General features: G+C 71.4%; 21 protein-coding genes. 7 read left to right on the top strand and 14 right to left on the bottom strand.

The genetic code is table 11. The features are described 5' to 3' along the window. Positions 1 to 18: 18 nt before the first annotated feature. The 7 genes from AC1DUE_RS01900 to AC1DUE_RS01870 all read right to left on the bottom strand — a co-directional run bounded on the left by AC1DUE_RS01900 (position 19) and on the right by AC1DUE_RS01870 (position 9,186). Positions 19 to 1,368, bottom strand: coding sequence for an aminotransferase-like domain-containing protein (locus AC1DUE_RS01900; RefSeq protein ID WP_477037683.1), 1,350 nt, complete (start codon positions 1,366 to 1,368; stop codon positions 19 to 21). Between the two features lie 117 nt (positions 1,369 to 1,485). Next, positions 1,486 to 1,815 carry a thioredoxin gene (gene trxA / locus AC1DUE_RS01895; protein WP_477037682.1) on the bottom strand — a complete coding sequence of 110 codons (330 nt, stop codon included), beginning with the start codon at positions 1,813 to 1,815 and terminating at the stop codon, positions 1,486 to 1,488. Continuing rightward, positions 1,812 to 2,819 (bottom strand): thioredoxin-disulfide reductase, encoded by a 1,008-nt coding sequence (gene trxB / locus AC1DUE_RS01890; RefSeq protein ID WP_477037681.1) that lies wholly within the window; start codon positions 2,817 to 2,819, stop codon positions 1,812 to 1,814. Before trxB ends, trxA begins: the two co-directional genes overlap by 4 nt. Positions 2,820 to 2,936: 117 nt before the next feature. Continuing rightward, positions 2,937 to 4,838 (bottom strand): protein kinase family protein, encoded by a 1,902-nt coding sequence (locus tag AC1DUE_RS01885; RefSeq protein ID WP_477037680.1) that lies wholly within the window; start codon positions 4,836 to 4,838, stop codon positions 2,937 to 2,939. A gap of 54 nt (positions 4,839 to 4,892) precedes the next feature. Beyond that, on the bottom strand, positions 4,893 to 6,539 hold the full coding sequence (gene murJ, locus AC1DUE_RS01880) for a murein biosynthesis integral membrane protein MurJ (protein WP_477037679.1): 1,647 nt from the start codon (positions 6,537 to 6,539) through the stop codon (positions 4,893 to 4,895). After that, positions 6,536 to 8,635, bottom strand: a complete 2,100-nt coding sequence (locus tag AC1DUE_RS01875) for a DUF6049 family protein (RefSeq protein ID WP_477037678.1) — start codon at positions 8,633 to 8,635, stop codon at positions 6,536 to 6,538. Before AC1DUE_RS01875 ends, murJ begins: the two co-directional genes overlap by 4 nt. After that, positions 8,632 to 9,186 (bottom strand): NUDIX hydrolase, encoded by a 555-nt coding sequence (locus AC1DUE_RS01870; protein ID WP_477037677.1) that lies wholly within the window; start codon positions 9,184 to 9,186, stop codon positions 8,632 to 8,634. The genes AC1DUE_RS01875 and AC1DUE_RS01870 overlap by 4 nt, the downstream gene beginning before the upstream one ends. An 86-nt stretch (positions 9,187 to 9,272) precedes the next feature. Between AC1DUE_RS01870 and AC1DUE_RS01865 the strand changes: the two genes are divergently transcribed. Further along, positions 9,273 to 10,778 carry a CCA tRNA nucleotidyltransferase gene (locus AC1DUE_RS01865; protein WP_477037676.1) on the top strand — a complete coding sequence of 502 codons (1,506 nt, stop codon included), beginning with the start codon at positions 9,273 to 9,275 and terminating at the stop codon, positions 10,776 to 10,778. On the opposite strand, the gene AC1DUE_RS01860 is transcribed toward AC1DUE_RS01865, so the two are convergent. The 4 genes from AC1DUE_RS01860 to AC1DUE_RS01845 all read right to left on the bottom strand — a co-directional run bounded on the left by AC1DUE_RS01860 (position 10,765) and on the right by AC1DUE_RS01845 (position 15,749). Next, complete coding sequence (locus tag AC1DUE_RS01860; RefSeq protein WP_477037675.1) at positions 10,765 to 12,417, bottom strand: PP2C family protein-serine/threonine phosphatase; 1,653 nt, start codon at positions 12,415 to 12,417, stop codon at positions 10,765 to 10,767. The genes AC1DUE_RS01865 and AC1DUE_RS01860 overlap by 14 nt on opposite strands. Then, on the bottom strand, positions 12,414 to 13,724 hold the full coding sequence (locus AC1DUE_RS01855; RefSeq protein ID WP_477037674.1) for an MFS transporter: 1,311 nt from the start codon (positions 13,722 to 13,724) through the stop codon (positions 12,414 to 12,416). The genes AC1DUE_RS01860 and AC1DUE_RS01855 overlap by 4 nt, the downstream gene beginning before the upstream one ends. 286 nt (positions 13,725 to 14,010) lie before the next feature. Then, complete coding sequence (locus tag AC1DUE_RS01850; RefSeq protein ID WP_477037673.1) at positions 14,011 to 15,102, bottom strand: inositol-3-phosphate synthase; 1,092 nt, start codon at positions 15,100 to 15,102, stop codon at positions 14,011 to 14,013. Continuing rightward, the gene (locus tag AC1DUE_RS01845) at positions 15,099 to 15,749 is read right to left on the bottom strand and encodes a PadR family transcriptional regulator (protein ID WP_477037672.1); all 651 of its coding nucleotides are present in this window, start codon (positions 15,747 to 15,749) and stop codon (positions 15,099 to 15,101) included. Before AC1DUE_RS01845 ends, AC1DUE_RS01850 begins: the two co-directional genes overlap by 4 nt. Positions 15,750 to 16,056: 307 nt before the next feature. On the opposite strand from AC1DUE_RS01845, the gene AC1DUE_RS01840 reads away from it, so the two are divergent. The 5 genes from AC1DUE_RS01840 (at position 16,057) to rplI (ending at position 20,350) form a co-directional block, all read left to right on the top strand. Continuing rightward, positions 16,057 to 18,471, top strand: a complete 2,415-nt coding sequence (locus tag AC1DUE_RS01840) for a transglycosylase domain-containing protein (protein WP_477037671.1) — start codon at positions 16,057 to 16,059, stop codon at positions 18,469 to 18,471. Between the two features lie 205 nt (positions 18,472 to 18,676). Beyond that, entirely contained in the window at positions 18,677 to 18,970 is a 294-nt protein-coding gene (gene rpsF / locus AC1DUE_RS01835) for a 30S ribosomal protein S6 (RefSeq protein ID WP_034611334.1), read from the top strand. Between the two features lie 77 nt (positions 18,971 to 19,047). Then, positions 19,048 to 19,569: a single-stranded DNA-binding protein gene (locus AC1DUE_RS01830; protein ID WP_477037670.1), complete on the top strand. Its 522-nt coding sequence runs from the start codon at positions 19,048 to 19,050 to the stop codon at positions 19,567 to 19,569. A gap of 80 nt (positions 19,570 to 19,649) precedes the next feature. After that, complete coding sequence (gene rpsR / locus AC1DUE_RS01825; RefSeq protein ID WP_028051084.1) at positions 19,650 to 19,886, top strand: 30S ribosomal protein S18; 237 nt, start codon at positions 19,650 to 19,652, stop codon at positions 19,884 to 19,886. 14 nt (positions 19,887 to 19,900) lie between these two features. Beyond that, a complete protein-coding gene (rplI, locus tag AC1DUE_RS01820; protein WP_477037669.1) occupies positions 19,901 to 20,350 on the top strand; it encodes a 50S ribosomal protein L9 in 450 nt (149 codons plus the stop codon). A gap of 64 nt (positions 20,351 to 20,414) precedes the next feature. Here rplI and AC1DUE_RS01815 read toward each other — a convergent pair whose 3' ends face one another. Continuing rightward, positions 20,415 to 21,779 carry an MATE family efflux transporter gene (locus AC1DUE_RS01815; protein ID WP_477037867.1) on the bottom strand — a complete coding sequence of 455 codons (1,365 nt, stop codon included), beginning with the start codon at positions 21,777 to 21,779 and terminating at the stop codon, positions 20,415 to 20,417. A 294-nt stretch (positions 21,780 to 22,073) separates the two neighbouring features. Here AC1DUE_RS01815 and dnaB point away from each other — a divergent pair, with 294 nt between their 5' ends. Next, positions 22,074 to 23,450 (top strand): replicative DNA helicase, encoded by a 1,377-nt coding sequence (gene dnaB, locus AC1DUE_RS01810; RefSeq protein WP_477037668.1) that lies wholly within the window; start codon positions 22,074 to 22,076, stop codon positions 23,448 to 23,450. Between the two features lie 117 nt (positions 23,451 to 23,567). Here the strand turns inward: dnaB and AC1DUE_RS01805 are convergent, their stop codons facing one another. Together AC1DUE_RS01805 and AC1DUE_RS01800 are read right to left on the bottom strand one after the other, a co-directional pair. After that, a complete protein-coding gene (locus AC1DUE_RS01805; RefSeq protein WP_477037667.1) occupies positions 23,568 to 24,422 on the bottom strand; it encodes an SDR family oxidoreductase in 855 nt (284 codons plus the stop codon). Between the two features lie 270 nt (positions 24,423 to 24,692). After that, positions 24,693 to 25,121, bottom strand: a complete 429-nt coding sequence (locus AC1DUE_RS01800) for a MarR family winged helix-turn-helix transcriptional regulator (protein ID WP_477037666.1) — start codon at positions 25,119 to 25,121, stop codon at positions 24,693 to 24,695. Between the last annotated feature and the right edge of the window lie 26 nt (positions 25,122 to 25,147).

Raw genomic sequence — 25,147 nt, 5'->3', positions numbered from 1 at the left:
ACGACCTAGCGGGCAGGGTCAGGCGACGTCGGGCGCCGGCGACTGGACGTCGTCGGGACCCGACGAACCGCTGGTGCCGAACAGCTCGACGAGCTCACGCTCCCCGGCGACGACGCCGGCGAGCCGGCGGACTCCCTCACGGATGCGCTCGGGCGTCGGGTAGCAGAACGACAGCCGCATGTGGTCGGCGCCGGTGCCGTCGAAGTAGAACGCGGTCCCGGGGACGTAGGCGACACGTGCGGTGACGGCCCGCGGCAGCATGTCCTTGGCGTCGAGCCCTTCGGGCAGGCGGACCCAGGTGTAGAAACCCCCGTCGGGCACGTTCCAGGACGCCTCGGGGAGGTGCTCGGCGAGCGCCGAGATCATGGCGTCGCGCCGCTCGCGGTACTGCTCGCGGTAGTTCTTGATCTGGCCGCGCCAGTCGCACGTCGAGAGGTAGGTCGAGATCGCGATCTGCGACGCGTTCGACGGGCACAGGATCGCGGACTCGCTGGCGAGCACCAGCTTCTCGCGCACGGCGTGCGGCGCGACGACCCAGCCGACGCGGTAGCCGGGCGCGAACGTCTTGGAGAACGACCCGAGGTACAGGACGCCCTCGTCGTCGAGCGAGCGCAGGGCGGGCATCGGTTCGCCGGAGAAGCCGAGCAGGCCGTACGGGTTGTCCTCGAGGACGAGGACGCCGTAGCGCCGGGCGATCTCCAGGATCTGGGGCCGACGAGCCAGAGAGATCGAGACCCCGGCCGGGTTGTGGAAGTTGGGCACGGTGTAGAGGAACTTCACACGCCGACCCTCGGCGGCCAGGGACGCCAGGCAAGACTCCAGGGCCGCGGGGATCAGCCCGTCCGCGTCGATCGGCACGTGCACGACGTCGGCCTGGTAGGCACGGAACACGCCGAGCGCCCCGACGTACGAGGGCGCCTCCGCGACGACGACGTCGCCCGGGTCGATGAAGATGCGGGTGACCAGGTCGAGTGCCTGCTGCGAACCGGTGGTGACGACGACGTCGTCAGGGTGGGCGCCGATGCCCTCCAGCGCCATGACGTCGAGGATCTGCTCGCGCAGCGTCTCGTCGCCCTGGCCGGAGCCGTACTGGAGCGCCTGCATGCCGCGCGTGGCGACGACGCGCTGCGCCAGCTCACCGAGGACGTCGAGCGGCAGTCCCTCGAGGAACGGCATGCCGCCCGCCAACGAGACCACCTCGGGCCGGTTGGCGACGGCGAACAGGGCCCGGATCTCGGAGGAGCGCATGCCGTGGGTGCGCTCGGCGTAGGAGCCGAGCCAGCGGTCGAGGCGGGTGCCCGTGCCGGCGGCGGAGGACGTGGGGTGCTGGCCCGACGTCTCGCCGGCGGGCATGGGTGTCTCGCTCATGCCCATGAGTTTCGCACGGTGCACCCCGAGGTCCCGGCAGCGTCCCGACACGAGGAACGCACCCGGGCACGCGAACGCCCCCGGCACCGTGGTGACGGGGGCGTTCGAGGACAGGCGTCAGACGGAGGCGAGAACACTCTCGATGTCCTCGGCGATCATCGACTTCGGGCGGGCGCCGACGCGGGACGCGACGAGCTCGCCACCGGAGTAGATGTTCAGCGTCGGGATCGACACGATGTTGTAGTCGGCCGCCAGCTGAGGGTTCTCGTCGGCGTCGACCTTCACGATCTTGACGCGGCCCTCGTACTGGTTCGAGAGCTCCTCGAGCACGGGCGCGACCATGCGGCACGGACCGCACCAGACGGCCCAGAAGTCGACGATCACGGGGATCTCGGACTCGAGGACCTCGGCCTGGAACGTGGCGTCTGTGACGACGGTGGTGCTCATACGATCTCCTGGACGTAGGCCTCGATGGGCGGGACGGGGGCGACCAGGTCGCCCAACGACGCGAGGAAGTGCTGCGCGTCGAGGGCGGCGGCGCAGCCGGAGCCGGCCGCGGTGATCGCCTGACGGTAGGTGTGGTCGACGAGGTCGCCGCAGGCGAAGACCCCGGTGACGTTGGTGGCGGTGGACCGGCCGACGACCTGCACGTAGCCCTCGTCGTCGAGGTCGACCTGGCCGACGAGCAGCTCCGAGCGCGGGACGTGGCCGATGGCGACGAAGACGCCGGTCGCGGGGTGCTCGCGGGTCTCGCCGGTGATCGTGTCGCGCAGCGTCACGCCGGTGACCTTGGCGTCGCCGTGGATGCCGACGACCTCGGAGTTCCAGGCGAACTCGATCTTCGGGTCGTTGGCGGCGCGGTCGGCCATGATCTTCGAGGCGCGAAGGTGGTCGCGGCGGTGCACGAGGGTGACGCGCTTGCCGAACCGGGTGAGGAACGTCGCCTCCTCGACGGCGGAGTCGCCACCGCCGACCACGATGATCTCCTGGTCGCGGAAGAAGAACCCGTCGCAGGTGGCGCACCACGAGACGCCGCGGCCGGACATGCGCTTCTCGTCCTCGAGGCCGAGCTCGCGGTACGCGGAGCCGGTGGCCAGGATGACGGCGCGGGCGCGGAACGTGTCACCGTTCAAGGTCTCGATGACCTTGATCTCGCCGGTCAGGTCGAGCGAGGAGGCGTCGTCCCACAGCACCTCGGCGCCGAACTTCTCGGCCTGCTTCTGCAGCTGCTCCATGAGCTCGGGGCCCTGGACGCCGTCGGGGAAGCCGGGGAAGTTCTCGACCTCGGTCGTGTTCATCAGCGCGCCGCCGGCGGTGACCGACCCGGCGATGACGAGCGGGGCGAGGCCCGCGCGCGCGGCGTAGATGGCGGCCGTGTAGCCGGCGGGACCCGATCCGACGATGACGAGGTCGCGCACGGAGTCGGGCGCTGCGGTGGTCTGGTCGGTCACGGTGTGGGTCCTTGCGGGTCGGGTGTGGAGGCTGTCGGGATCAACAGATCCTAGGCGCCAGATGTTCCGTGAACAGCATGACGCCCGGCACCGACAAGCAGCGCGCGCGAGGCGGGCTCAGGACAGCGAGACCTCGGTCAGCTCGAGCCGGAACGACCCGTCGGCGGTGGTCGGCAGCTCGGTGATCCACAGGACGAGCGACTGCGTGTCGGGCGGCGGCGCGAGCGGGAAGACGCCCTCCGGGCCGAACGACCCGGACGCCAGGACCGGTCCGTCGGTGGGGTGCGCGGCGTCCGTCGCGCGGATCTCCACGTGCCCGCCCAGGCTGTTCGACCGCAGCGTCACGGCGTTCACGGTGGTCTGGTTGGCCAGCGTGATCGCGTAGCCGACGGCGGGCTTGAACCCGGCGAAGTCGGCCCGCTTGTAGGTCTGGGTGTACCAGAACGTCGAGGGGTCGCCGTCGAACGCCTTGGCCGCGTCCTCCTGGTGCTCGCCGTCCGCGTCGGAGGGGTCGATCGTCGTCGCGGAGGCGATGACCGGCGGACCACCGACGGGGGCCTCGGCAGGGGGTGCCGCCGGAGTCTCAGCGGTTGCCGGCGCCGACGCCGAGGCGCTCTGCGACGGTGCCGCTGCTCCGTCGTCGGTGGACGGCGACGGGGGCTCGAACGAGGAGAACAGCGTGCGGACAGCGATGATGACCCCGATGATCACGCCGATGCCGACGATGATCAGCACGAGCGCCGTCGGGTCGAAACGGCGCGCGACGATCGGGACGTCGCGCGTGTCGACCCCCATGACGTCGTCGAAGTCGGCGGCGGCCTTGGCCTGCGCGACGGGCCGACGCGAGACCGTGGGCGGCGGCGGAGCGACAGGAGCAGGAGCAGGAGGAGGAACCGGCGCCGGGGCCGGGGCCGGGGCCGGCGCAGCAGCGGCCGCCGCGACGGGAACCACGGGCGGAGGCGGGACCGCAGGCGCGCCGGTGGCCGGTGTGGCGCCGCCACCGAGGGTGTTGCCCTTGGCGGGGATCGCTGGCGGCGGGGTGCCGGGCAGGTTGGCGCCGGGAGGCTGCGTCTCGGGGACCTGGAACGCGGTGCGCACGGACTGCCGCTGCACGACGACGGGCGCCACCGCGAGACCCTCGACCAGCGTGGGCCCCGGCTCAGGAGCGGCGTCACCGGTCGGCGGGAACTGCGTCTCGACGGTGGTGGCGGCCACGGCCGAGTCCTCGCCGAGTCCCGACGCGCGGATCTCGCCCCACGGCTCGAGCTCGCGGACGAGCTCGCCGGGGCTGTGCGGACCGTCGTCGTTGGGGCCGAGCGTGACCGCGCAGAGCGTGTCGAGGTCGTTCGGGATGCCCGGCACGAGCTCGGCGGGCGGCACCGGCGAGCCGTTCACGAGCGGGGCGAGCGGCAGGGTGTCGCCGCCGGTGGGCAGCAGGGAGTCGGGATCGCCGGGCCAGTGGCCGGTCAGGGCGGCGTACAGCAGTCGGACCAGTCCGACGGCGTCGGCGCGGGTGGTCGACCGCGCGTCGCCGCCGGCGTCACCGAGCAGGGCGGCGTCGAGCGCGAGCCCGCCGACGAGGACCCGGCCGTCGGGGCTCACGTGCACGACCGACGGGCGCAGGGCGAGGTGGTGGACACCGCGGCGGCGTGCGATCTCGAGGGCGGCGGCGGCTTCGCCGACGACGGCACGGGCCTGGTCGGCGGTCAGCGGTGCGCGCGAGGCCAGCTCGGCGAGCGACAGGCCGACGAGCTGCTCGGAGACGACGTAGCCGTAGCCGTCGTGCGACCCGACGTCGAGCACGCGCACGAGCCGGGGGTCGGTGACGAGCGCGGCCCGGCGGGCAGCGTCGAGCGCAGGGGCGACGGCCCCGGACTCGAGCACCCGGACCCGGACGGCCCGGTCGAGGATCTGGTCGGTTGCCTGCCACGCGCTGGCGCCCTCGAGGTCGGAGTCGACCGCGGAGAGCACGCGGTAGCGCCCGGCGAGCACAGTGCCACGACCGACGACCTCGCTCACCAGCACCTCCGCTCGACGATGGGGCCGACCCCGCTCGGTCAGGCCCCCTGCATGCTAGCCGCGCCGTCCAGGAAGCCTTCGCAGAACGGGTCCCAGCAGGCTGTCGAGCTCGCGTACCCGCAGCACGCGCAGCCCGCCGACGTACAGCAGTCCCATCAAGGTCCCGACGACAGCGCACTCGACGATCGACGCGACGAACCCGCTGGACAGGGAACGGCCGAGGAGCCAGAGGACCGTCAGACCGACCCCGGCCGCCACGAGCGCCGAGACCCCGGCGCGCGCGTACATCCGCAGCACCCGCGACCCGTCGAGCGACCGGAGCCGCCGGCGCAGGAGTACCTGGGCGTAGAGCATGCCGACGACGTACGACACGCTCATGGCCAGACCGATCCCCACCACCCAGCTCTTCGCGGGCAGGAACAGCCACGAAGCGAACGACCCCGCGGCCACGACGACCGCCATGACGATCTGCACGGGGAGCATCGCGCGGGCGTCCTCGTAGGCGTAGAACACCCGCTGGTACAGCGACCACACGCCGAACGCGGGCAGCCCGACGATCATGGCGAGCGCGATGGGGGCGGTCGCTTCGGCGGACTGCTGCGCCGAGGTGAACAGGAGCACGCGGCACAGCGGCAAGGCGAGCACGGCGATCACCGCGGTGGCGAACACCGTGAACACGCCGACGATGCGCAGGCTCGACGAGAGGTTCCCGCGGACGGCGACGAGGTCGTCGTCGTGCGCGTGCGCGGACAGCCGCGTGAACATGGCGGTGGCCAGCGACACCGTCACGAGCGAGTGCGGCAGCATGAAGATGAGGAACGCGTTGTCGTAGGCCGCGTTGCCGGCCACCGATCCCGCTGCTGCGCCGACGGCGGCGTCCGGTGCCGCGGACGCGACCTGGGACACGACGAGGTAGCCGAGCTGCCCGATGCCCAGACCGGCGAGCGTCCAGGTCGCGACCTTGCCGGCCGTCCCGAGGCCGGAGCCGCGCAGACCCCAGCGCGGCCGGTAGTGCACCCCGGCCCGCCGCAGTGCGGGCAGGAGCACGGCGGCCTGGGCGACCACCCCGAGGGTGGCGGACAGCGCGAACAGCGTGGTCTCGGTGGTGGTCAGGTCGGAGGCCTGCACCACACCGTTGCGCTTCACTCCCTGGAACAGGGCGATGAAGAGCGCGAAGCCGGCGATGGAGACCACGTTGTTGACGACGGGCGCCCACATGTACGGCCCGAAGGAGCCACGAGCGTTCAGCACCTGGCCGAGCAGCCCGTACGCGCCGTAGAAGAACAGCTGGGGGATGCACCAGAACGCGAACGTCACGGCGAGGGTCGTCTGCTCCGTCGGGAAGTTCGAGTAGAGGTTCACGAGCAGCGGGGCGGCGACGGTGAGGACGACGGTGAGCCCGGCCAGCGCGACGAACCCGAAGGTCAGCAGCCGGTCGACGTACTCCTGCCCGGCGTTGCGCTTGTAGGCGCGGACCACCTGCGGCACGAGGATCGCGTTCAGGACGCCGCCGATGAGCAGCATGTAGAGGATGTTCGGCAGCTTGTTGGCCACCGCGAACGCGTCGGCGGCCTGCCCGGTACCACCGATCGCGGCCGCGAGGACCATGGCGCGCAGGAGGCCGAGCGCGCGGGACGCGGCCGTGCCCGAGGCCATGACGGCGGCCCCGCGGCGCATCCCGTCGGCCGTCGGGTCGCTCACGGGTTCGACTCGCGGGAGACAGGCTCCGCAGGATCGGCGACCGGCGCCTCGGCGGCCGGCTCGACCGGTGCCGGCGGTGCGCCCTCGATGTCGACCCGGCTGCCGCGTCGCGCGCTCTGCCCGCGGCGGATGGTCCGGATGATGCCGAGCACCAGGCCGATGGCCAGCAGGACGCCGACGACGATCGTGCCGACGCTCTCGATGGTGGGCGTCACCCGAGCGGTGAACGCGACGGGCTCGGACACGGGGGTCCCGTCGGCGGCGGTCAGCCGCGAGACGACGACGACGTCGCAGTTGGCGCGGGCGTGCAGCGTGACGGGCACGAGCGTCTGGCTCTTGGCCTCGACGGAGACCGTCGGCACGTCCTCCACCTCGAGGCAGGGCTTGCCCGGCTCCACGGTGAGCAGCACGGAGACCGGCACGTCCAGGTCGTTGGAGACCGTCATGCGGATCTCGCCGGTCGAGCTGATGACGTTGATGTCGCTCAGCTGCCCGATCGACAACCCGCTGGTGCGCGCGCCCACGTCGGCGAGCACCCGCGCCACCAGGTCCGCCCGCTGCTGCGGCTCGGCGCGCCAGGCGACCGCCAGCGGCGCGACGACCTCGGCGTCGACGCCGTCGAGCAGCTGGTCGGGCTCGCTCGTGACCGTGGAGAACGCCGTGGCCTCGTCCCGCGCGGCGGCGAGCGCACGGACGCTGTCGGGGTCGAGCTCGTCGGCGCCGCCCGCGCTCGCGGGCACGGTGCCCTTGCCGGCGATCTCGTCGGGGCCGAACAGCGTGGAGGCGTCGGTGAGGTCGACCCAGGGGACGTTGCCGAGCGCGGTCACCAGCGCGGCGACCGACGCGGTGTCGGGCATCCAGTCGCGACCGGCCGTCAGGAGCAGGTGGGGCTGGTCGGACGTGGTCTCCCGCGTGACGACCGCCAGCTCGGCGAGCGCCCGCTGCGCGGTCGTCGCGGGTGTCGCCTGCGGGTCGACCGAGGTCGGGTCGGTGAGCAGCGCGCTGAGCCGGCTGTCGGGGACGAGCGCGTCGACGGTGCCGGCGGGCGTGCGGACGGCGGTGCGGGCCTGCGGGGTCTTCCCGTTCTTGGGCTGGTCCACGTCGACCGACCCGGGTGCGACGACCACCGCGGGCTGGTGCACCTGCGCAGTCACGCCGAGGGTCGTCTGGTCGAGGGCGCCGCCGGTCGGCGTCCACAGGATGCCGGACCCGTCGATCCCGGCCGTCGCGGACGCGTCGACCGCGAGCTGCACGAGACCGGCCTGGTCGGCGTGCGCGGCCGCACCGATGTCGGGGTCCGACCAGGGCAGCGCCAGCACGTCGTGCCGTGCCAGGTCGGAGTCGAGTGCGGCACCCCACGTCTGCGACCGGCTGCTCCCCTCGGCGGCCAGGGCCAGCAGCGAGGGGTCGACGGCGACGCCTATCCCGGGACTCGTCGCGAGGGTCGCCGCGAGCTCGTCGAGACGTCCGCCGGGTGCGACGAGCCGGTCGAGCTGCGCTGTCGGAGGTTCGAGCGGGTCCGCACCGGGTCCGACCACCGGCACGAGCACCGAGACGGAGGTCGGCGAGACGTCGGCGTCGTCGGTGAACCAGAGCAGGAAGGTGCGTTCGAGGCCAACCCTGGTCCGACCGTCCAGCACGTCGACGGACAGGCCGCGCGGTCCCCAGGTGTCGGGCAGGTTGGTGAGCTGGATGCTCTTCGCGGCCACGGGCAGCTCGACCGGGACGGACTGCCCGACCTCGAGGGGTCCGGGCAGCGTGACCGTCCCGATCGGCGGGCACGGGCGCTTCGACGTGCAGGTGTCCTCGGTGGTCCAGGCCTCGAGGTCGTCGCGCGTGCTGGTGAGGAACCGGCTCAGACGCAGAGTGACGACCGGGCTCTGGATCGCCTCCGTGCCCGTGTTGGTGAGGGTGGCCCGGACGGTGAGGTCCTCGCCGGGCCGCAGGACCGCGGGCGCGATCTCGTCGACGTGCACGGTGACCGGGAGCTGGGGGTCGTCGTCGGCTGCGCCGGCCGGCGTCGCGATCGCGAGGAGCGCAGGGAACAGGACCAGGGCCGCGCAGAGCACCCGGCGCAGCGTCGAGCGCGCGCTCATGCCTCGTCGACGAGGACCAGCAGGGCCGCCTCGGCGAGCCGTCGCTCGTTAGGGTAGGCCAGGACGTCGTGCAGCTGGGCGACGGGGATCCACGCGGCCTCCTCGGCCTCGCCGTCCGGGTCGCCCTCGACGGACAGCTCGCCGCCGACGGCGCCGAGCAGGAAGTGGTGCACCACCTTGTGGACGCGACGGTCGTCGCCGCTGAACCAGTAGTCGATGACCCCGAGCCGCCTGAGCACCTCGCCGACGATGCCGGTCTCCTCGGCGATCTCGCGGACCGCGGCCTCCTCGGGCGTCTCCTCGCCCTCCAGGTGCCCCTTGGGCAGGCACCACTCCAGGCGGCCGGCGCGGTTGCGGCGGGCGATCACGGCGGCGTGGTCGACACCGTCACGCCTGCTCACGACGATCCCGCCGGCAGAGGTCTCGTCGACCACGGGCAGCGGCGGCGTCGCCGGCTTCGTGGGCGTGAGGCGGGGGTCGATGCGCAGCGCGTGGCCACCCGGCGGCGCTGGCACGCCCCCGGGGAACGATGGGCGCGCCGGGCTCGACATCCCGCCACTGTAACGACTCGGCGGAGCAGGACAGTCCTCCCGTGCGGGAGCGTCCCCGAGCGCGTGCGACGACCAGACGTCGGCGGATGTCTGGCAGGCTTGGACGAGTGCCCGTCGAACAGCCCGACCCCTCTGACCTCGCCGCCCTGCGCCGACGCGCCCTGGGCGTCCTGAGCAGCCTCCCGTCCGACGCCCTGGAGCTCGGCGAGATCTTCCGGTCCGCCGGGCACGAGCTCGCGCTGGTCGGGGGGCCTGTGCGCGACGCGTTCCTCGGGCGGGCGTCCGCGGACCTCGACTTCACGACGTCGGCGTCGCCCGACGAGACCCTCGCGCTCCTGGCGCGGTGGGGTGACGCGCACTGGGACATCGGCAAGGAGTTCGGCACGATCGGCGCGCGCCGGTTCGCGGGGCGCCGCACGAGCACGGCGCAGGACGTCGTCGTCGAGGTCACCACGTACCGCACGGACGAGTACGACCCGACGAGCCGCAAGCCGCAGGTCGCGTTCGGGCAGAGCCTCGAGGGGGACCTGTCGCGCCGCGACTTCACGGTCAACTCGATGGCGGTCCGGCTGCCCGAGCTGACCTTCGTGGACCCGTTCGACGGACTCAAGGACCTCGCGGCGGGCGTCCTGCGCACCCCCGTCGACCCGCGGCAGTCGTTCGACGACGACCCGCTGCGCATGATGCGGGCCGCTCGATTTGCCGCGCAGCTGGGCTTCGCGGTCGACGAGGCCGCGCGGACCGCGATCGTCGACATGGCCGACCGCATCGCGATCGTCAGCGCCGAGCGGGTGCGCGACGAGCTGAGCAAGCTGCTGGTCTCGTCGAACCCCCGCGACGGCCTCGAGGTCCTCGTCGACACCGGCCTGGCCGACCACGTGCTGCCCGAGCTGCCCGCGCTGCGCCTCGAGATCGACGAGCACCACCGGCACAAGGACGTCTACGAGCACTCGCTGACCGTGCTCGACAAGGCGATCGCCCTGGAGACCGGCCCGGACGGCGCGGTGCCCGGCCCGGACCTGGTGCTCCGCCTGGCCGCGCTGCTGCACGACATCGGCAAGCCGAAGACGCGCCGCTTCGAGGCGGGCGGAGGCGTGAGCTTCCACCACCACGAGATGGTCGGCGCGAAGCTCGTCGCCAAGCGGCTCAAGGAGCTGCGGTTCGACAAGGCGACGGTGACCGCGGTGGCACGGCTGACCGAGCTGCACCTGCGGTTCCACGGGTACGGCGAGGGTGCGTGGACCGACTCGGCGGTGCGCCGGTACGTCACGGACGCCGGCCCGCTGCTGGAGCGGCTGCACCGCCTGACCCGCTCGGACTGCACCACGCGGAACCTGCGCAAGGCCGCCCGGCTGTCCGCGGCCTACGACGACCTGGAGCGACGGATCGCCGCGCTGCAGGAGCAGGAGGAGCTGAACTCGATCCGCCCCGACCTGGACGGGACGCAGATCATGGCGATCCTCGACCTCAAACCCGGCCGCGAGGTGGGCGAGGCGTACACGTTCCTGCTCGAGCTGCGCATGGAGCGCGGACCGCTGGGCCCGGACGTGGCGCGCGACGAGCTGCTCGCCTGGTGGTCTACGCGGACCTGACCACCAGCACGCAGACGTCGTCCTCCTGGTGCGTGCCCACGAGGGACGCGACGAGGTGGTCGCGGATCTCTGCCGAGGTCGAGCCGTCCGGCACGGAGGAGAGCTCGGCCGACAGTGCCGCGATGCCCTCGCGCAGCCCGCGGTCGCGTCGCTCGACGAGCCCGTCGGTATAGAGGACGAGCACGCCGCCCGGCGGGATGCCGATCGCGGCCTCGGGCCGGTCGCGGCCCGCGAGCCCGATCGGCGTGGACAGGCCCTCGTCGAGCTGGATGATCTCGCCGCCGGGCAGACGCAGCAGCGGCGGCGGGTGGCCAGCGCGGGCGTAGTTCACGTGGGCGCCGACGCCCTCGGACGACCATCGCAGGTACACGCAGGTCGCGATGTCGGCGATGTCGAGGCCGCGGACCAGCTCGTCCGCGCGCGCCAGCACCGCACCGGGGGACGAGCCCTCCCACGCGTACGACCGCAGGAGCGAGCGCAGCTGCCCCATCGACGCGGCGGCGCGCAGGTCGTGCCCGACCACGTCGCCGACCGCGAGGCCGACCGTCCCGTCGGGCAGCGGCAGCACGTCGAACCAGTCGCCACCGACCTGCGCGCGACGAGCGGACGGGACGTACGCGGTCGCGACGTCGAGGCCGGGGACGTCGGTGATCGTCGGCAGGAGGCTCTCCTGGAGCGTCAGTGCGGCCGACCGTTCGGCCAGCAGCAGCCGCACGTTGTCCAGCGCCAGCCCGGCCCGGCGCTCCAGGTGGGCCGCGGTGACCACGGCGTCAGGGCTGAACTCGTCGGCGTGCACCAGGCAGAGCACGCCGATCACGCGGTCGCGCGCACGCAGCGGCACGAGCATCGCGGACCCGAGCCCGAGGCGGCGCAGGAGCTCGAGCTGCACCGGGGTCGTGCGGTCGGGCAGCCCGTCGACGTCGATCCGGTACGGCTTCGCGACGAACCCCGGAGCGCTGCCGAGGGCGGCGGCCACCTTGGGCGCCCGCGTCAGCCAGCCCAGGTCTTCGTGCGCGAGCTGGACGGCGAGCTCGTGGTCGGTGGGGTCGCTCACCACCAGGTGGACCCGGGAGAACCGGCCGCGCTCGTCGGTCATCGCGACGAAGCCCCAGGTGGCCAGGGCGGGGATCGCGATGTCCCCGAGTGCGTCGACCGCCGCGTCGTAGTCGAGGTTGCGGGTCAGCTCGTCGCTCACGCGCGCCAGCAGGTCGAGGCGCGCGGTGGCCTGCTCGTCGAGGCTCGGCAGGAGGTCGCGTGCGTGCTCGGCGGGAAGCTGCGTGCTGAGCAGGGCCTGGACGCCGATGAAGTGCGTGGTGTCGCCGGCCTCGTCGGCGACCGGGCTGATCACCACCTGGTTCCAGAACGGCGTCCCGTCGCGGCGGTAGTTGCGGATCACCGTGGCGATCGTCCGGCCCTCGTCGAGCGCGGTCCGGATGCGGGAGACCTCCGTCGGGTCGGTGTCGGCGCCCTGCAGGAACCGGCAGTTGCGGCCCAGCACCTCGTCGGGGGGATATCCCGTCAGTCGTGTGAACGCGGCGTTCACCCAGACCAGCGGCGCGTCGGTCACGCGGGCGTCCGCGATGGTCAGCGCGAGGTCACTGTCCAGGACGGACCGGAGCGGGAGGTCGTCGTGGCTCATGCGGCGACGGGTTCCTGGGCGACCGCCGTCGAGCCCACGCCGCGTGACGCGAACCCGTACACCAGTGCACCGGCCACGTACCCGAAGGCGAGGACGACGAAGAGGCCCTGCGAGTAGCCCGTGTCCGGCAGCGTGAGGGCGCCGAGGGCGGCCGCACCGACGAACGCGGCGTTGTAGAGGACGTCGTAGAGCGCGAACGCGCGGCCGCGGTAGAGGTCGTCGGTGTCACGCTGCACGATCGTGTCGACGGCGATCTTGGCGCCCTGGGCCGCGAGCCCGAGCAGCACCGCGGCGCTGAGCACGACCGTGCGCGACGGCGTCGTCGCGAGGAGCAGCTGGCTGCCGGCGGCGAGCAGGAGGCACAGGACGATCCACACCTGCGGACCGGTGCGGCGGGCGAGCACGGGCGTGACCAGGACGGCGAGGAAGAAGCCGAGGGCGGAGGCGCCGAGGATGGACGCGAACGTCTTCAGCCCGTCGCTCGTGTTCTGCGGGTCGCTCAGGAGGTTGCGCGCGATGAGGATGCTCGCGATGAACGTGACGCCGTACAGGAAGCGGTGCACGGCCATGATGCCGAGCGCCCGGGCGGGGGTCCGCCGCGCGATCAGGTATTTCGCGCCGACGACGAAGCCGCGGAAGATCAGGCCGAGCTGGGCACGCAGCTCGGCGGCGTTCGCGCGCTCGTCGGGACCGAGGCGGTCCTTGTCCAGCCGCGTGGACAGGTACGCGGCGGTCGCCATGACGCAGGCCGCGACGATGAGCGCCGTCGCGTCACGCCCGCGTCCCTCGGGAAGGACGAACCCGAGCACCAGGCCGATCGCACCGCCGACCCCCGCGGCCGCGGCCCCGAGCGTCGGCGTCAGCGAGTTGGCGGTGAGCAGGAGCGGTCCGTCGACCGTGCGCGGCAGCGATGCGGACAGCGCGGAGAGCAGGAACCGGTTGACCGAGAGGTTCACCAGGGCCAGCACGTAGACGGCCGGCGTGACGCCCGCGGTCAGCATGATCACCGCGATCAGTGCCGTCAGGCCGACCCGGACCAGGTTGCCGACGAACAGAACCTGCCGGCGCCGCCAGCGGTCCAGCAGCACCCCGGCCCACGGCCCGACGATCGTGAACGGCAGCAGCAGCACCGCGAACGCGGCGGCGACGCCCGTGGCGGTGCTCGCGTTCTCCGGAGAGAAGAAGAACAGCGTCGCCAGCCCGACCTGGAACATGCCGTCGGCCGCCTGGCTCACGAGCCGGACGGCGAACAGCTTGCGGAAGTCCCGCAGAGGCCAGAGAGCCTTGAGATCGGCGATCACCTGCACGCGGACATCCTCGCACCCGCTCAGGACACTTCAGGATGCCGATGCCCTCCGGACCCCAACCGAATGGCCTCGGCAGCCGTTCTCTCTTGTGCAGCCGCCGGACAGGGCGCAGGGGGCCTTGTCCGGGGAACGGCGGGCGAGCTCGAAGGGCGCGCATCCCGACGGCGGTGCGCGCCCGTCGCACCTGGACGGGCCGGCCGCTGCGGGTGCTGGACGACGAAGGCGCGCACCCSGTGSGGGGTGCGCGCCTCGTGCGTGCTACGAGATGTCAGCTCTGCACTTCAGGTCAGCGCTCGCGCTCACCGGCGATGAAGGCCTCCAGCTCGATGCGACCGAGGGTGTCCTCCATCTGCACGGGCGGGGACTTCATGAAGTACGTCGAGGCCGACAGGATCGGGCCACCGACGCCGCGGTCCTTGGCGATCTTCGCGGCGCGCAGGGCGTCGATGATGATGCCGGCCGAGTTGGGCGAGTCCCAGACCTCGAGCTTGTACTCGAGGTTCAGGGGCACCTCGCCGAACGCGCGACCCTCGAGGCGGACGTAGGCCCACTTGCGGTCGTCGAGCCAGGCGACGTAGTCCGACGGGCCGATGTGGACGTTGCGGTCCTCCTTCTTGCCGCCCAGGGGGCCGGTCAGGTTGGAGGTCACGGCCTGCGTCTTGGAGAGCTTCTTGGACTCCAGGCGCTCGCGCTCGAGCATGTTCTTGAAGTCCATGTTGCCGCCGACGTTCAGCTGGTACGTGCGGTCCAGCACGACGCCGCGGTCCTCGAAGAGCTTCGCGAGGACGCGGTGCGTGATGGTGGCGCCGACCTGCGACTTGATGTCGTCGCCGACGATCGGGACACCGGCGGCCTCGAACTTCGCGGCCCACTCGGGGTCGGACGCGATGAAGACGGGCAGCGCGTTGACGAACGCGACCTTCGCGTCGATGGCGGCCTGCGCGTAGAACTTCGCAGCGTCCTCCGACCCGACGGGCAGGTAGCAGATGAGGACGTCGACCTGGGCCTCGCGCAGCGCGGCGACGACGTCGACCGGCTCGGCGTCGGACTCGTCGATCGTCAGGGAGTAGTACTTGCCCAGGCCGTCGAGCGTCGGACCACGCTGCACGGTCACGCCGAGCGGCGGGACGTCGGCGATCTTGATCGTGTTGTTCTCCGAGGCACCGATGGCCTCGGACAGGTCGAAGCCGACCTTCTTCGCGTCGACGTCGAACGCGGCGACGAACTCGATGTCGCGCACGTGGTAGTCGCCGAACTGCACGTGCATCAGGCCGGGCACGTTGCTGCCGGCGTCTGCGTCGGCGTAGTAGTGCACGCCCTGGACAAGCGACGCGGCGCAGTTGCCGACGCCGACGATGGCGACGCGGATGGAGGTCATCCTCGCTCCTTCTCGGTGGTTCGCGGTGGTCCGACTTCGTCGTCACCAGCGGTGGTGTCAGCAACGGCCGGACGACCGGTGCCTGCAGGACGGGTGCGGCGTACGCCGCGCTCGTTGTCGATCAACCCGTCGAGCCAGCGGACCTCACGCTCGACCTGTTCGAGGCCGTGCCGCTGGAGCTCGAGGGTGTACTCGTCCATGCGCTCGCGGGTGCGGGCGAAGGACTGGCGGACCGTCTCGAGACGTTCGGTCAGACGCGTGCGCCGACCCTCGAGGATCCGGAGCCGGGTCTCGGCGTCGGTCTGCGCGAAGAACGCGAACCGGACGTCGAAGTTCTCGTCCTCCCAGGTGGCCGGGCCGGACGACGCCAGGATCTCCTGGAGGTGTTCCTTGCCGTCGGCGGTCAGCTGGTAGACGATGCGGGCGCGCTTGGACGCCACGGCGTGGGGTGCGACGACGGACTCGGTGCCCTGGATCCAGCCACGGTCGACGAGCGACTTGAGGCAGGGGTACAGGGAGCCGTACGAGAGAGCACGGAACGAGCCGAGCACGAGGTTGAGTCGCTTGCGCAGCTCGTAGCCGTGCATGGGCGCCTCGTGCAGCAGCCCGAGGATGGCCGGCTCGAGCACGTCGGAACGACCGCGCACGGGGCACCTCCTCAGGCTGTTGGGGTTCTCGATGTATCAACTCGATACATCTGGAGACTATGTCGAATGAGGTGAACGGAGCAAGTCACGTGGCCGACGAGTGAGCCACGCCACGGACAGACCGCCTACCTGCGCTCGTCGTCGGTCGGGCAGGTAGCGATCGTGTGAAGGGTCCGCAACCAGGGCCGACGTCCCAGGTTTCGCCCAGCCGGTTCCTCCATACTGGGCGTCGTCGGCAGAGGCCTGCCCGGATTCACGCGGCCTCACGTCGCCGCGACCACACTTTGTTCAGACGGAAGGCATCGCGTTGGCAAGCACGAACCGGAGGGCCGCGCCCGCACGGAGCAGGCGCAGTGCACCCCGTGGGTCGAAGCGCCGCACGGCCCCGCAGCAGAAGAAGAAGTTCTTCGACTACCCGCGCACCGGGTTCCACGGCCTGCACCGTTGGCTGCCGTCGTGGCGGGTCCTGGTCGGGACCATGCTCGGCCTCGCGTTCCTCGGCGCCGGTGTCGTCGTCGCGGCCTACGCGTTCACGGAGATCCCGAGCGCGTCTGCCGACGACGTCAAGGCGCAGACCACGACCGTGTACTTCGCCCCGAGCGACGACGGTACGCCCGGCGCCGTGATGGGGACCTTCGCCACCCAGAAGCGCAAGATCGTCGACTACGCCACGCTGCCCGCCTACGTCGGCCAGGCCACCGCCGCCGCCGAGGACAAGTCGTTCTACTCCAGCAAGAGCGGCGTCTCGGTCACCGGGATGGGTCGCGCCCTGATCAACAACCTCAAGGGCGGCAAGACCGAGGGTGGCTCGACCCTCACGCAGCAGTACGTCGAGCGGTACTACGTCGGTACGACGACGACGGACTACGTCGGCAAGGCCCGCGAGACGCTGCTGGCGATCAAGATCGCCCAGTCGCAGTCCAAGGACGAGATCATGAGTCGCTACCTGAACTCGATCTACTACGGTCGCGACTCGTACGGGATCCAGGCCGCGGCGCAGTCCTACTTCGGTGTCGACGCCTCCGCCCTGACGGTCGAGCAGGCCGCGCTGCTCGCCGGCATCATCCCGTCCCCGAACAACTGGGACCCCGCCGTGAGCCCGGCCAAGGCCGAGGCGCGCTGGAACATCGTCCTCGACTCGATGGTCGAGGAGGGCTGGGTCACCGGCCAGGCACGTGCCGCGATGGTGTTCCCACCCGTGATCGCGTACGCGCCCAGCAACACGTGGGCGGGCACCAACGGCTACCTGCTGGAGATGGTCGTCAACGAGCTGGCCGACGACCCGTACCGGCTGACCCGCGACGAGCTGAACCGCGGCGGCTACTCGATCGTCACGACGATCAAGCAGCCGATGCAGGACACCGCGGTCGCCCAGGTCACCGCCTTCCAGGCCGGCCAGCTCGACGGCCAGGGCGGCGTCGCCCCGGACGCCCACGTCCGCGCCTCTCTGACGACGGTCGACCCCAAGGACGGTGCGATCCTCGCGCTGTACGGCGGTCCCGACTACCTCACGGACGCCAAGAACCGCGCCACCTACGACAAGATCCAGCCCGGCTCGACGGTCAAGCCGTTCGCGCTGATCGCCGCCCTCCAGGACGGGGTCCCGCTCACCACCAAGTTCAGCGGCCGCTCCCCGATGGTGATCGACGGCTGGGACCCCTCGGTCAAGAACACCGTGCACAACTTCAGCGACGAGTCCGAGGGCACGATCGACCTCGTCAAGGCGACGGCCGACTCGGTGAACACGGTCTACGCCCAGCTCAACATGCAGATCGGGGCCGACCGCACCGAGACGGTGGCCGCCGAGGCGGGCGTCACCGAGGGCATCGGCAACAACAACGGCAACGTGCTCGGGACCGGCGCGGTCAGGCCGATCGACATGGTCGGCGCCTACGCGACGATCGCGTCGGGCGGCGTCAAGGAGACCCCGTTCATCGTGCGCACGGTCTCCGACAGCGCAGGCACCCTCGTCTTCGAGCACCAGGTCTCGGGCAAGCAGACCTTCGCCCCCGACGTGATCGCCGACGCGACCTACGCCATGCAGCAGGTCGTGCAGTCGGGCTCGGGCAAGGACTGGATCAAGCCGCTCGACCGCCCGATCGCCGGCAAGACCGGTACCTCGACCGACAACAAGTCGGCGTGGTTCATCGGCTTCACGCCGGACCTCGTCACCGAGGTCTCCCTCAGCCAGACCCCGGCCGACGGCGGGGCCGGGCTGGACACCATCACGCCGCTCGGCAAGGGCAAGAACGGCCGCACGCTCAAGCAGATCACCGGCGCGACCTGGCCGGCGATGCTGTGGGCCTCCTACATGAAGCCCGTCTTCGAGATGCCGAAGTACGCGCCTGTGCTGGAGTTCCCGCCGCGCGCGAACGTGGGGACCAAGGTCAAGCCGACCGAGGCGCCGACCGCGCCCACGACGGAGGCGCCCGCGCCGCCCGTGGAGCAGGCGCCCGAGCAGGTCGCCGTCCCGGCCGGCCTCGAGGGCAAGCTCGAGGCGGACGCCACCGCGACCGTGATCAACGCGGGCCTGTCGCCGGTGATCGTCTCGGAGGCCTCGGACACGGTCACCGTGGGCCGGGTGGTCCGGATCGATCCCGGCGCCGGTGCGTCCCTCGCCCGTGGAGGCACGGTGACCCTCGTCGTCTCGACCGGCCCGAAGGCCGTCGCGACGCCGACGCCGACCCCGCCACCACCGGCCGCGGACCCCGCGGCACCCTGATCCGCTCCCGGCCGCCCGGCCCTGTGCACAGCCGATTTCGGCAGGTGCCCCGGGCCGGGTAGCCTTGGGGGCTGCTGTGCCTGCAGTGTCCGCCGCCATCGGTGGGAGCTGCGGGGTGTCGTCGCTCTACGGACGACGCGCAGCGACGCACGAGAACCCTCCTGCCACGGATCGACCGTGGCCGCTGAGACCAGAGGAGGTGGGTATGAGCCTGCGTCAGTACGAACTCATGATCATCCTTGACCCCGAGATCGAGGAGCGCACCGTTGCTCCGTCGCTCGACAAGTACCTGACGGTCGTCAAGACCGACGGTGGCACTGTCGACAAGGTCGACATCTGGGGCCGTCGCCGCCTGGCGTACGACATCCAGAAGAAGTCCGAGGGCATCTACGCCGTCATCGACTTCCACGCGACGCCCGCGACCGCCAAGGAGCTCGACCGCCAGCTCGGCCTCAACGAGGTCGTCCTGCGGACCAAGGTCCTGCGCGCCGACGCCTGATCTCTCCATGTCGGAGGCTGCACGTAGCGTGCGCCTCCACATCTTCCGACTGATTCCGAACGAGCGAGGAGCTGGGCATGAGCGGTGAGACCGTCATCACGGTGATCGGGAACCTGACCGGGGATCCCGAGCTGCGCTTCACCCCCTCGGGGGCTGCGGTCGCGAACTTCACCGTCGCGTCCACCCCCCGCACGTTCGACCGCCAGAGCAACGAGTGGAAGGACGGCGACACGCTGTTCCTGCGCTGCTCCATCTGGCGGGAGGCGGCCGAGTCGGTCGCCGAGTCACTCACCAAGGGCACCCGCGTCATCGTGACCGGCCGGCTCGTGCAGCGCTCGTATGAGACCCGCGAGGGCGAGAAGCGCACCGTGTACGAGCTCCAGGTCGACGAGGTCGGCCCGTCCCTGCGCTACGCCACGGCCAAGGTCACCCGGACCCAGCGTTCGGGTGGCGGCGGCGGTGGCTTCGGCGGCGGGGGCGGTGGCGGCTACAACGGTGGCGGCAGCAGCGGTGGCTCCGGCGGCGGCGGTCAGCAGGACGACCCGTGGGCCACGCCCACCGGTGGTTCGGCCGGCTACTCCGACGAGCCCCCGTTCTGATCGGCGCGCTCTAGCTCACAGAACTTCCCCATCCCTGGGCACGGCAACGCCCAGGGCTCCAGCAGACAAGGAGCACCACGATGGCCAAGGCCGTGGTCCGCAAGCCAAAGAAGAAGCAGAACCCGCTCAAGGCGGCGAAGATCGACGTCGTCGACTACAAGGACACTGCGCTGCTGCGCAAGTTCATCTCCGACCGCGGGAAGATCCGCGCTCGCCGGGTGACCGGTGTGTCCGTCCAGGAGCAGCGCGCGATCGCGCGTGCCGTCAAGAACGCCCGCGAGATGGCACTCCTGCCGTACTCGTCGTCGGCGCGCTGAGAAAGGAGACCATCATGGCGAAGATCATCCTGACCCACGAGGTCACCGGTCTCGGTGAGCCCGGCGACGTGGTCGAGGTCAAGGACGGGTACGCCCGTAACTTCCTCGTCCCGCGCAACCTTGCGACGCCCTGGACCAAGGGCGCCGAGAAGGACGTCACCGCGATCCGCAAGGCCCGCAAGGCCCGCGAGATCGCGACGCTCGACGACGCCAAGGCGATCCGCGACTCCCTGCAGTCGAAGGCCGTCGTCGTGTCGGCCAAGGCCGGCGAGTCGGGCCGTCTGTTCGGTGCCGTCACGACCGCCGAGATCGCTGACGCGGTCAAGAAGTCGGGCGCCCCGCAGATCGACAAGCGGAAGGTCGAGATCGGTCAGCCGATCAAGGCCCTCGGTGAGTACCAGGTGTCGGTCCGTCTGCACGCAGACGTCTCCGCGACGGTGACCGTCAAGGTCGTCGCAGCCTGACCTCAGCTCCACCAGCAGCGCCCCGTTCCCTCCAGGGAGCGGGGCGCTCCTGCGTCCGGTGACCTCAGGCGCCGGTGACCATCCAGTGGGTGCCGCGTGCGCGCAGGCCGGTGCTCACCGCGCGGGCGAGCATGAAGACGCCCGCGAACGCGGCCCAGAGCCACGCCAGGCCCTGAGCGGGTCCGGACGGGGACGCGTGCTGCACGGCCAGCGCGAACGGCACGTAGACGACGAGCGTCCCGAGGCCCGCCCAGGCGAGGAACCGTCCGTCGCCGGCGCCGATCAGCACGCCGTCGAGCACGAACGTCCAGCCCGCCATGGGCATGGTCAGCCCCGCGACGACGAGGGCCGCGGTGGCGGCGTGCTGGACCTCCGACGACGAGGTGAACAGCGGCACGTACAGCCAGGCGAGACCGCCGAGCACGAGCCCGAGCAGCGCACCCGCGCCGACCCCCCACTGCAGCGTCCGGCGCAGGAGGGCGCGGACCAGGGGAACGTCCGAGGAGCCGAGGGCGTGGCCGACGAGGGCCTGGGCGGCGATGGCGAGCGCGTCGAGCGCGAAGGCCGCGAGGCCCCAGACGGCGCTCACCACCTGGTGCCCGGCGAGGGGCACGGGGCCGAGGCTCGTCGCGACGACGACCGTGAGCAGGATGGCCAGGCGCAGCGACAGGGTGCGCACGAACAGGGGTGCGCCGGCGCGGGCGTTGGCCACGATCCCGCCGACGGCCGGGCGCAGGGCGGCGCCGACCCCGCGGGCGCCGCGCACGACGACGACGCTCAGCGCGAGGCCCATCGTGACCTGCGTGATCGCCGTGCCGAGCCCGGAGCCGGCGATGCCCATGCCGACGCCGTAGACGAGCACGATGTTGAGGATCGCGTTGCCGACCGCTCCGGCGGTCGCGACGACGAGCGGGGTGCGGGTGTCGAGCAGGCCGCGCAGCGCTCCGGTCGACGCCAGGACGAGGAGCATCCCGGGCAGGCCGGGGGCCGACCAGCGCAGGTAGGTGACGGCCTGCTCCGCGACCTCGCCGGTCGCCCCGAGCGCGCCGACGAGCCACGGCGCCGCGAGCCAGGTGGCGACGGCGAGCACCACGCCGAGGCCCAGCGCCAGCCACATGCCGTCGACACCGAGCTGCAGGGCGCCGGTGCGGTCGCCGCTGCCGAGGCGTCGCGCGACGGCCGCGGTGGTGGCGTAGGCGAGGAAGACGCACAGGCCGATGACGGTGATGAGGATCGTCGACGCGAGCGCGAGGCCGGCGAGCGGGGCGGTGCCGAGGTGGCCGACGACGGCCGAGTCGACGAGCACGAAGAGGGGTTCGGCGACGAGCGCACCGAGGGCCGGAACGGCGAGGGCCAGTATCTGCCTGTCCACGCCAGGGCGAGTGTGTCCGACAGGTGAAATCCCGGCCAACCTTTCCTCGATCCACAGGAACCATTCAGCGTTTGCGCCGGTCCGAGCGCCAAACACGGGTGAAACTGCCCCGTCGTCCACACCCCTGTCCACGGACTGTGGGCAACGCGCCAAGGTTATCCACAGGCCATCGACAGTTCGTCAGGGCGTGTCCACAGAACCACGGACGGCTCCCACAGGCTCCGCGAGCCGCGTTTTGACGTCCGCCCGATAGCGCATAGCGTCCGGGAGCGAGGACGTTCTGTGGGCCTCGCGCGGGCGAGTGTCACACCCCCAGAGTACATATGTTCGAACGATGACGATGGGGAAGCGATGACGATCGAAGAGCTCGAGTACGGCGCGCCGGCCAGCTCGAACCGTGGTGGCGGCGGCTACGACCGCACCCCGCCGCAGGACCTCGACGCCGAGCGTTCGGTGCTCGGCGGCATGATGATCTCCAAGGACGCGATCGCCGACGTCGTCGAGCAGATCCGTGGCACCGACTTCTACCGCCCGGCGCACGAGGTCGTGTACGACGCGATCCTCGACCTCTACGGCCGCGGGGAGCCGGCCGACGCGATCACGGTCGCCGACGAGCTGACCAAGCGCGGTGAGATCGGCCGCATCGGCGGTGCGCCGTACCTGCACACCCTCATCTCGTCGGTCCCGACCGCCGCCAACGCCGGCTACTACGCGCGGATCGTGCGCGAGCGCTCGGTGCTCCGCAAGCTCGTCGAGGCGGGCACGCGCATCGTCCAGCTCGGCTACGGCACCGACGGCGGCGACGTCGACGAGATCGTGAACAACGCCCAGGCCGAGGTCTACGCGGTCACCGAGCGGCGCTCGTCGGAGGACTACCTCATCCTCGGCGACATCATCGGCGGCACGGTCGACGAGATCGAGGCGGCCGGCCACCGCGGCGAGGGCATGATCGGCGTGCCCACCGGCTTCTCGGACCTCGACCGCCTCACCAACGGCCTGCACCCCGGCCAGATGATCGTCCTGGCCGCGCGCCCGGCCATCGGCAAGTCGACCATGGGCATCGACATCGTCCGGTCGGCGTCGATCAAGCACGGCATGACGTCCGTGGTGTTCTCGCTCGAGATGAGCCGCAACGAGATCACCATGCGTCTGCTGTCGGCCGAGGCGCGCGTGCACCTGCAGAAGCTGCGCAACGGTCAGATGGGCGAGGACGACTGGGCCAAGATCGCCGCGACCATGGGCAAGATCTCCGAGGCCCCGCTGTTCATCGACGACTCCCCGAACATGTCGCTCATGGAGATCCGCGCCAAGTGCCGGCGCCTCAAGCAGCGCCACGACCTGAAGCTCGTCGTCATCGACTACCTGCAGCTCATGTCGTCGGGCAAGCGCGTCGAGTCCCGCCAGCAGGAGGTCTCGGAGTTCTCCCGTGCCCTCAAGCTGCTGGCCAAGGAGCTCGAGGTCCCGGTCATCGCGATCAGCCAGCTGAACCGTGGCGCCGAGCAGCGCACCGACAAGCGCCCCCAGATGAGCGACCTGCGTGAGTCGGGCTCGATCGAGCAGGACGCCGACATCGTCATCCTGCTCCACCGCGAGGACGCCTACGAGAAGGAGTCCCCGCGCGCTGGCGAGGCCGATGTCATCGTCGCCAAGCACAGAAACGGTCCGACCGACACGTTGGTCGTCGCGTTCCAGGGCCACTACTCGCGCTTCGTGGACATGCAGGCCTGACCGGACTGCTGCTGGACGCGCGATCGGCGCACCTGTCGAGATGCAGGGTTCTTCGACTATTCGGTCTGGATCGTGTGCGGGCGGGCTTGTCCGAGTTGGTCCCTCAAGCCCGTGCGCTCATCCGTGGTTCCGGAGGAAGTCCTCGAGGCTGGTCGGCGGGGTGCCAGTGATCTTCTCGACGGCGTCTGTCGGGTCGGCCATGACGTTGCTGGCGATGGCGGTGTAGGTGCTGACCCACGCGTCGAGCTGCCACGGCGGGGCGCCGTAGGGGGCGCGGGAGGCGTAGGCCTCCTCGATCGTCTCGTCGTGGAACGTGACGGTGCGGCCGCGGACGTCGTTGATGATGCGGGCGACATCGGCCAGCGACAGCTCCTGTGGGCCGGTGAGGTCGTAGGTGTTCCCGGCGTGGGCGTCCGGGTCCAGGAGCACCGTGGCTGCGACGCGGGCGACGTCGGCGCGAGCGACGATCGCGCACCTCCCGCTGCCGGCCGGGCCACGGATGACGCCGTCTGTGCCGACGAGCTGCTCCATGAAGTCGATGTAGAAGGTGTCGCGCAGGAACGTCCACGCCATGCCGGAGGCCGACAGGAGCTCCTCGGTCGCGTAGTGGTCGCGGGCCAGGGTGAACGTCGCGTCAGGCGCTGCCGCGGCGAACGAGGTGTAGACGACGTGCCGCACGCCGGCCGCGGCGGCCGCGTCGATGAAGGCGGCGTGTTCGGCGGTGCGGGTGGGACTCTCGTGCGCGGAGACCATGAACAGCACCTCGACACCCTGCAGTGCCGCCTCTGACAGGTCGTGGTTGGCGTAGTCGATGCGTGCGACCTCGGTGACAGACCCGAGCTGCGGCAGTCGCGGACTGGCTGGGTCGCGTACGAGCAGCCGCTGCGCGCGGCCGGCGGCGTCCAGGTGTGCGGCGACGAGCCCGCCGATGTGGCCCGTGGCACCGGTGACGGCGATGGTGGGCTGGTTCACGGGAGGGCTCCTTCGGTCGGCGTGTCGATGGTTCGCGGGTCTGGGCGGGCGACGTCGTGTGCCCTGAGCCGGGCCACGATCCGAAGAAGATGCCCGCCGGCTTGGCTGCTCTGGGTGGACCGTGTCTCGCGATCAGCCAGGGCGCGGGCGGTGGAGATCTCGAGCGGGATCACAGGACCACCACTCCCTTCCTGGCGATCGTCCCGGCCTCCATGTCGGTGTGCGCCCGGGCGATCTGGTCGAAGGCGGCGCGGATCGTGCCTCGCGCGCTCACGCAGACACCGCCGCGAGCGGGGACCTGAGCCGTCCCAACAGCACGTTCAGGGTGGACGTCATCTCGCCCAGGTCGATGCCCTCGAAGTGCTCTGTGAGAGCCGCGTCAACCAGCGCGACACCGTCGTCGTGAGCGGTGTCTCCGGCCCGCGTCAACGCGACCAGCGAGGAGCGGCGGTCGGTCGGGTGGGCTGCGCGCACCGCGAGGCCATCGCGCTCCAGGCGGTCCACCAGCTTGCTCGCCGCGCCCACCGTGATGCCGAGCTCGGATCGCAGCTCCTGCACCCGGCAGGAACCCTCATGTCGGCGGATCACCCGCAGTGCGAACAGCGTTCCCAGCGATATCGAGCCCGCATCGCGGAGCCGGTCGTCGAGCTCGTTCCACAGGTAGGTCTCGTAGCGCACGAGGGAGTCGAAGAGGTCCATGACCACGCCAACTAGACGCCTTGGAA

Source organism: Cellulomonas sp. P4_A2, assembly GCF_056402515.1.
This window is presented reverse-complemented; position numbering and strand designations above follow the sequence as displayed.

What these genes read in the sequence shown, in the direction of transcription:
- AC1DUE_RS01800 (WP_477037666.1), bottom strand. Translation starts at nt 25,121, where the DNA reads ATGGACCTCTTCGACTCCCTCGTGCGCTACGAGACCTACCTGTGGAAC.
- AC1DUE_RS01830 (WP_477037670.1), top strand. Translation starts at nt 19,048, where the DNA reads ATGAGCGGTGAGACCGTCATCACGGTGATCGGGAACCTGACCGGGGAT.
- rplI (WP_477037669.1), top strand. Translation starts at nt 19,901, where the DNA reads ATGGCGAAGATCATCCTGACCCACGAGGTCACCGGTCTCGGTGAGCCC.
- AC1DUE_RS01870 (WP_477037677.1), bottom strand. Translation starts at nt 9,186, where the DNA reads ATGTCGAGCCCGGCGCGCCCATCGTTCCCCGGGGGCGTGCCAGCGCCG.
- AC1DUE_RS01865 (WP_477037676.1), top strand. Translation starts at nt 9,273, where the DNA reads ATGTCTGGCAGGCTTGGACGAGTGCCCGTCGAACAGCCCGACCCCTCT.
- AC1DUE_RS01875 (WP_477037678.1), bottom strand. Translation starts at nt 8,635, where the DNA reads ATGAGCGCGCGCTCGACGCTGCGCCGGGTGCTCTGCGCGGCCCTGGTC.
- dnaB (WP_477037668.1), top strand. Translation starts at nt 22,074, where the DNA reads ATGACGATCGAAGAGCTCGAGTACGGCGCGCCGGCCAGCTCGAACCGT.
- trxA (WP_477037682.1), bottom strand. Translation starts at nt 1,815, where the DNA reads ATGAGCACCACCGTCGTCACAGACGCCACGTTCCAGGCCGAGGTCCTC.
- rpsR (WP_028051084.1), top strand. Translation starts at nt 19,650, where the DNA reads ATGGCCAAGGCCGTGGTCCGCAAGCCAAAGAAGAAGCAGAACCCGCTC.
- AC1DUE_RS01900 (WP_477037683.1), bottom strand. Translation starts at nt 1,368, where the DNA reads ATGAGCGAGACACCCATGCCCGCCGGCGAGACGTCGGGCCAGCACCCC.
- AC1DUE_RS01860 (WP_477037675.1), bottom strand. Translation starts at nt 12,417, where the DNA reads ATGAGCCACGACGACCTCCCGCTCCGGTCCGTCCTGGACAGTGACCTC.
- rpsF (WP_034611334.1), top strand. Translation starts at nt 18,677, where the DNA reads ATGAGCCTGCGTCAGTACGAACTCATGATCATCCTTGACCCCGAGATC.
- AC1DUE_RS01850 (WP_477037673.1), bottom strand. Translation starts at nt 15,102, where the DNA reads ATGACCTCCATCCGCGTCGCCATCGTCGGCGTCGGCAACTGCGCCGCG.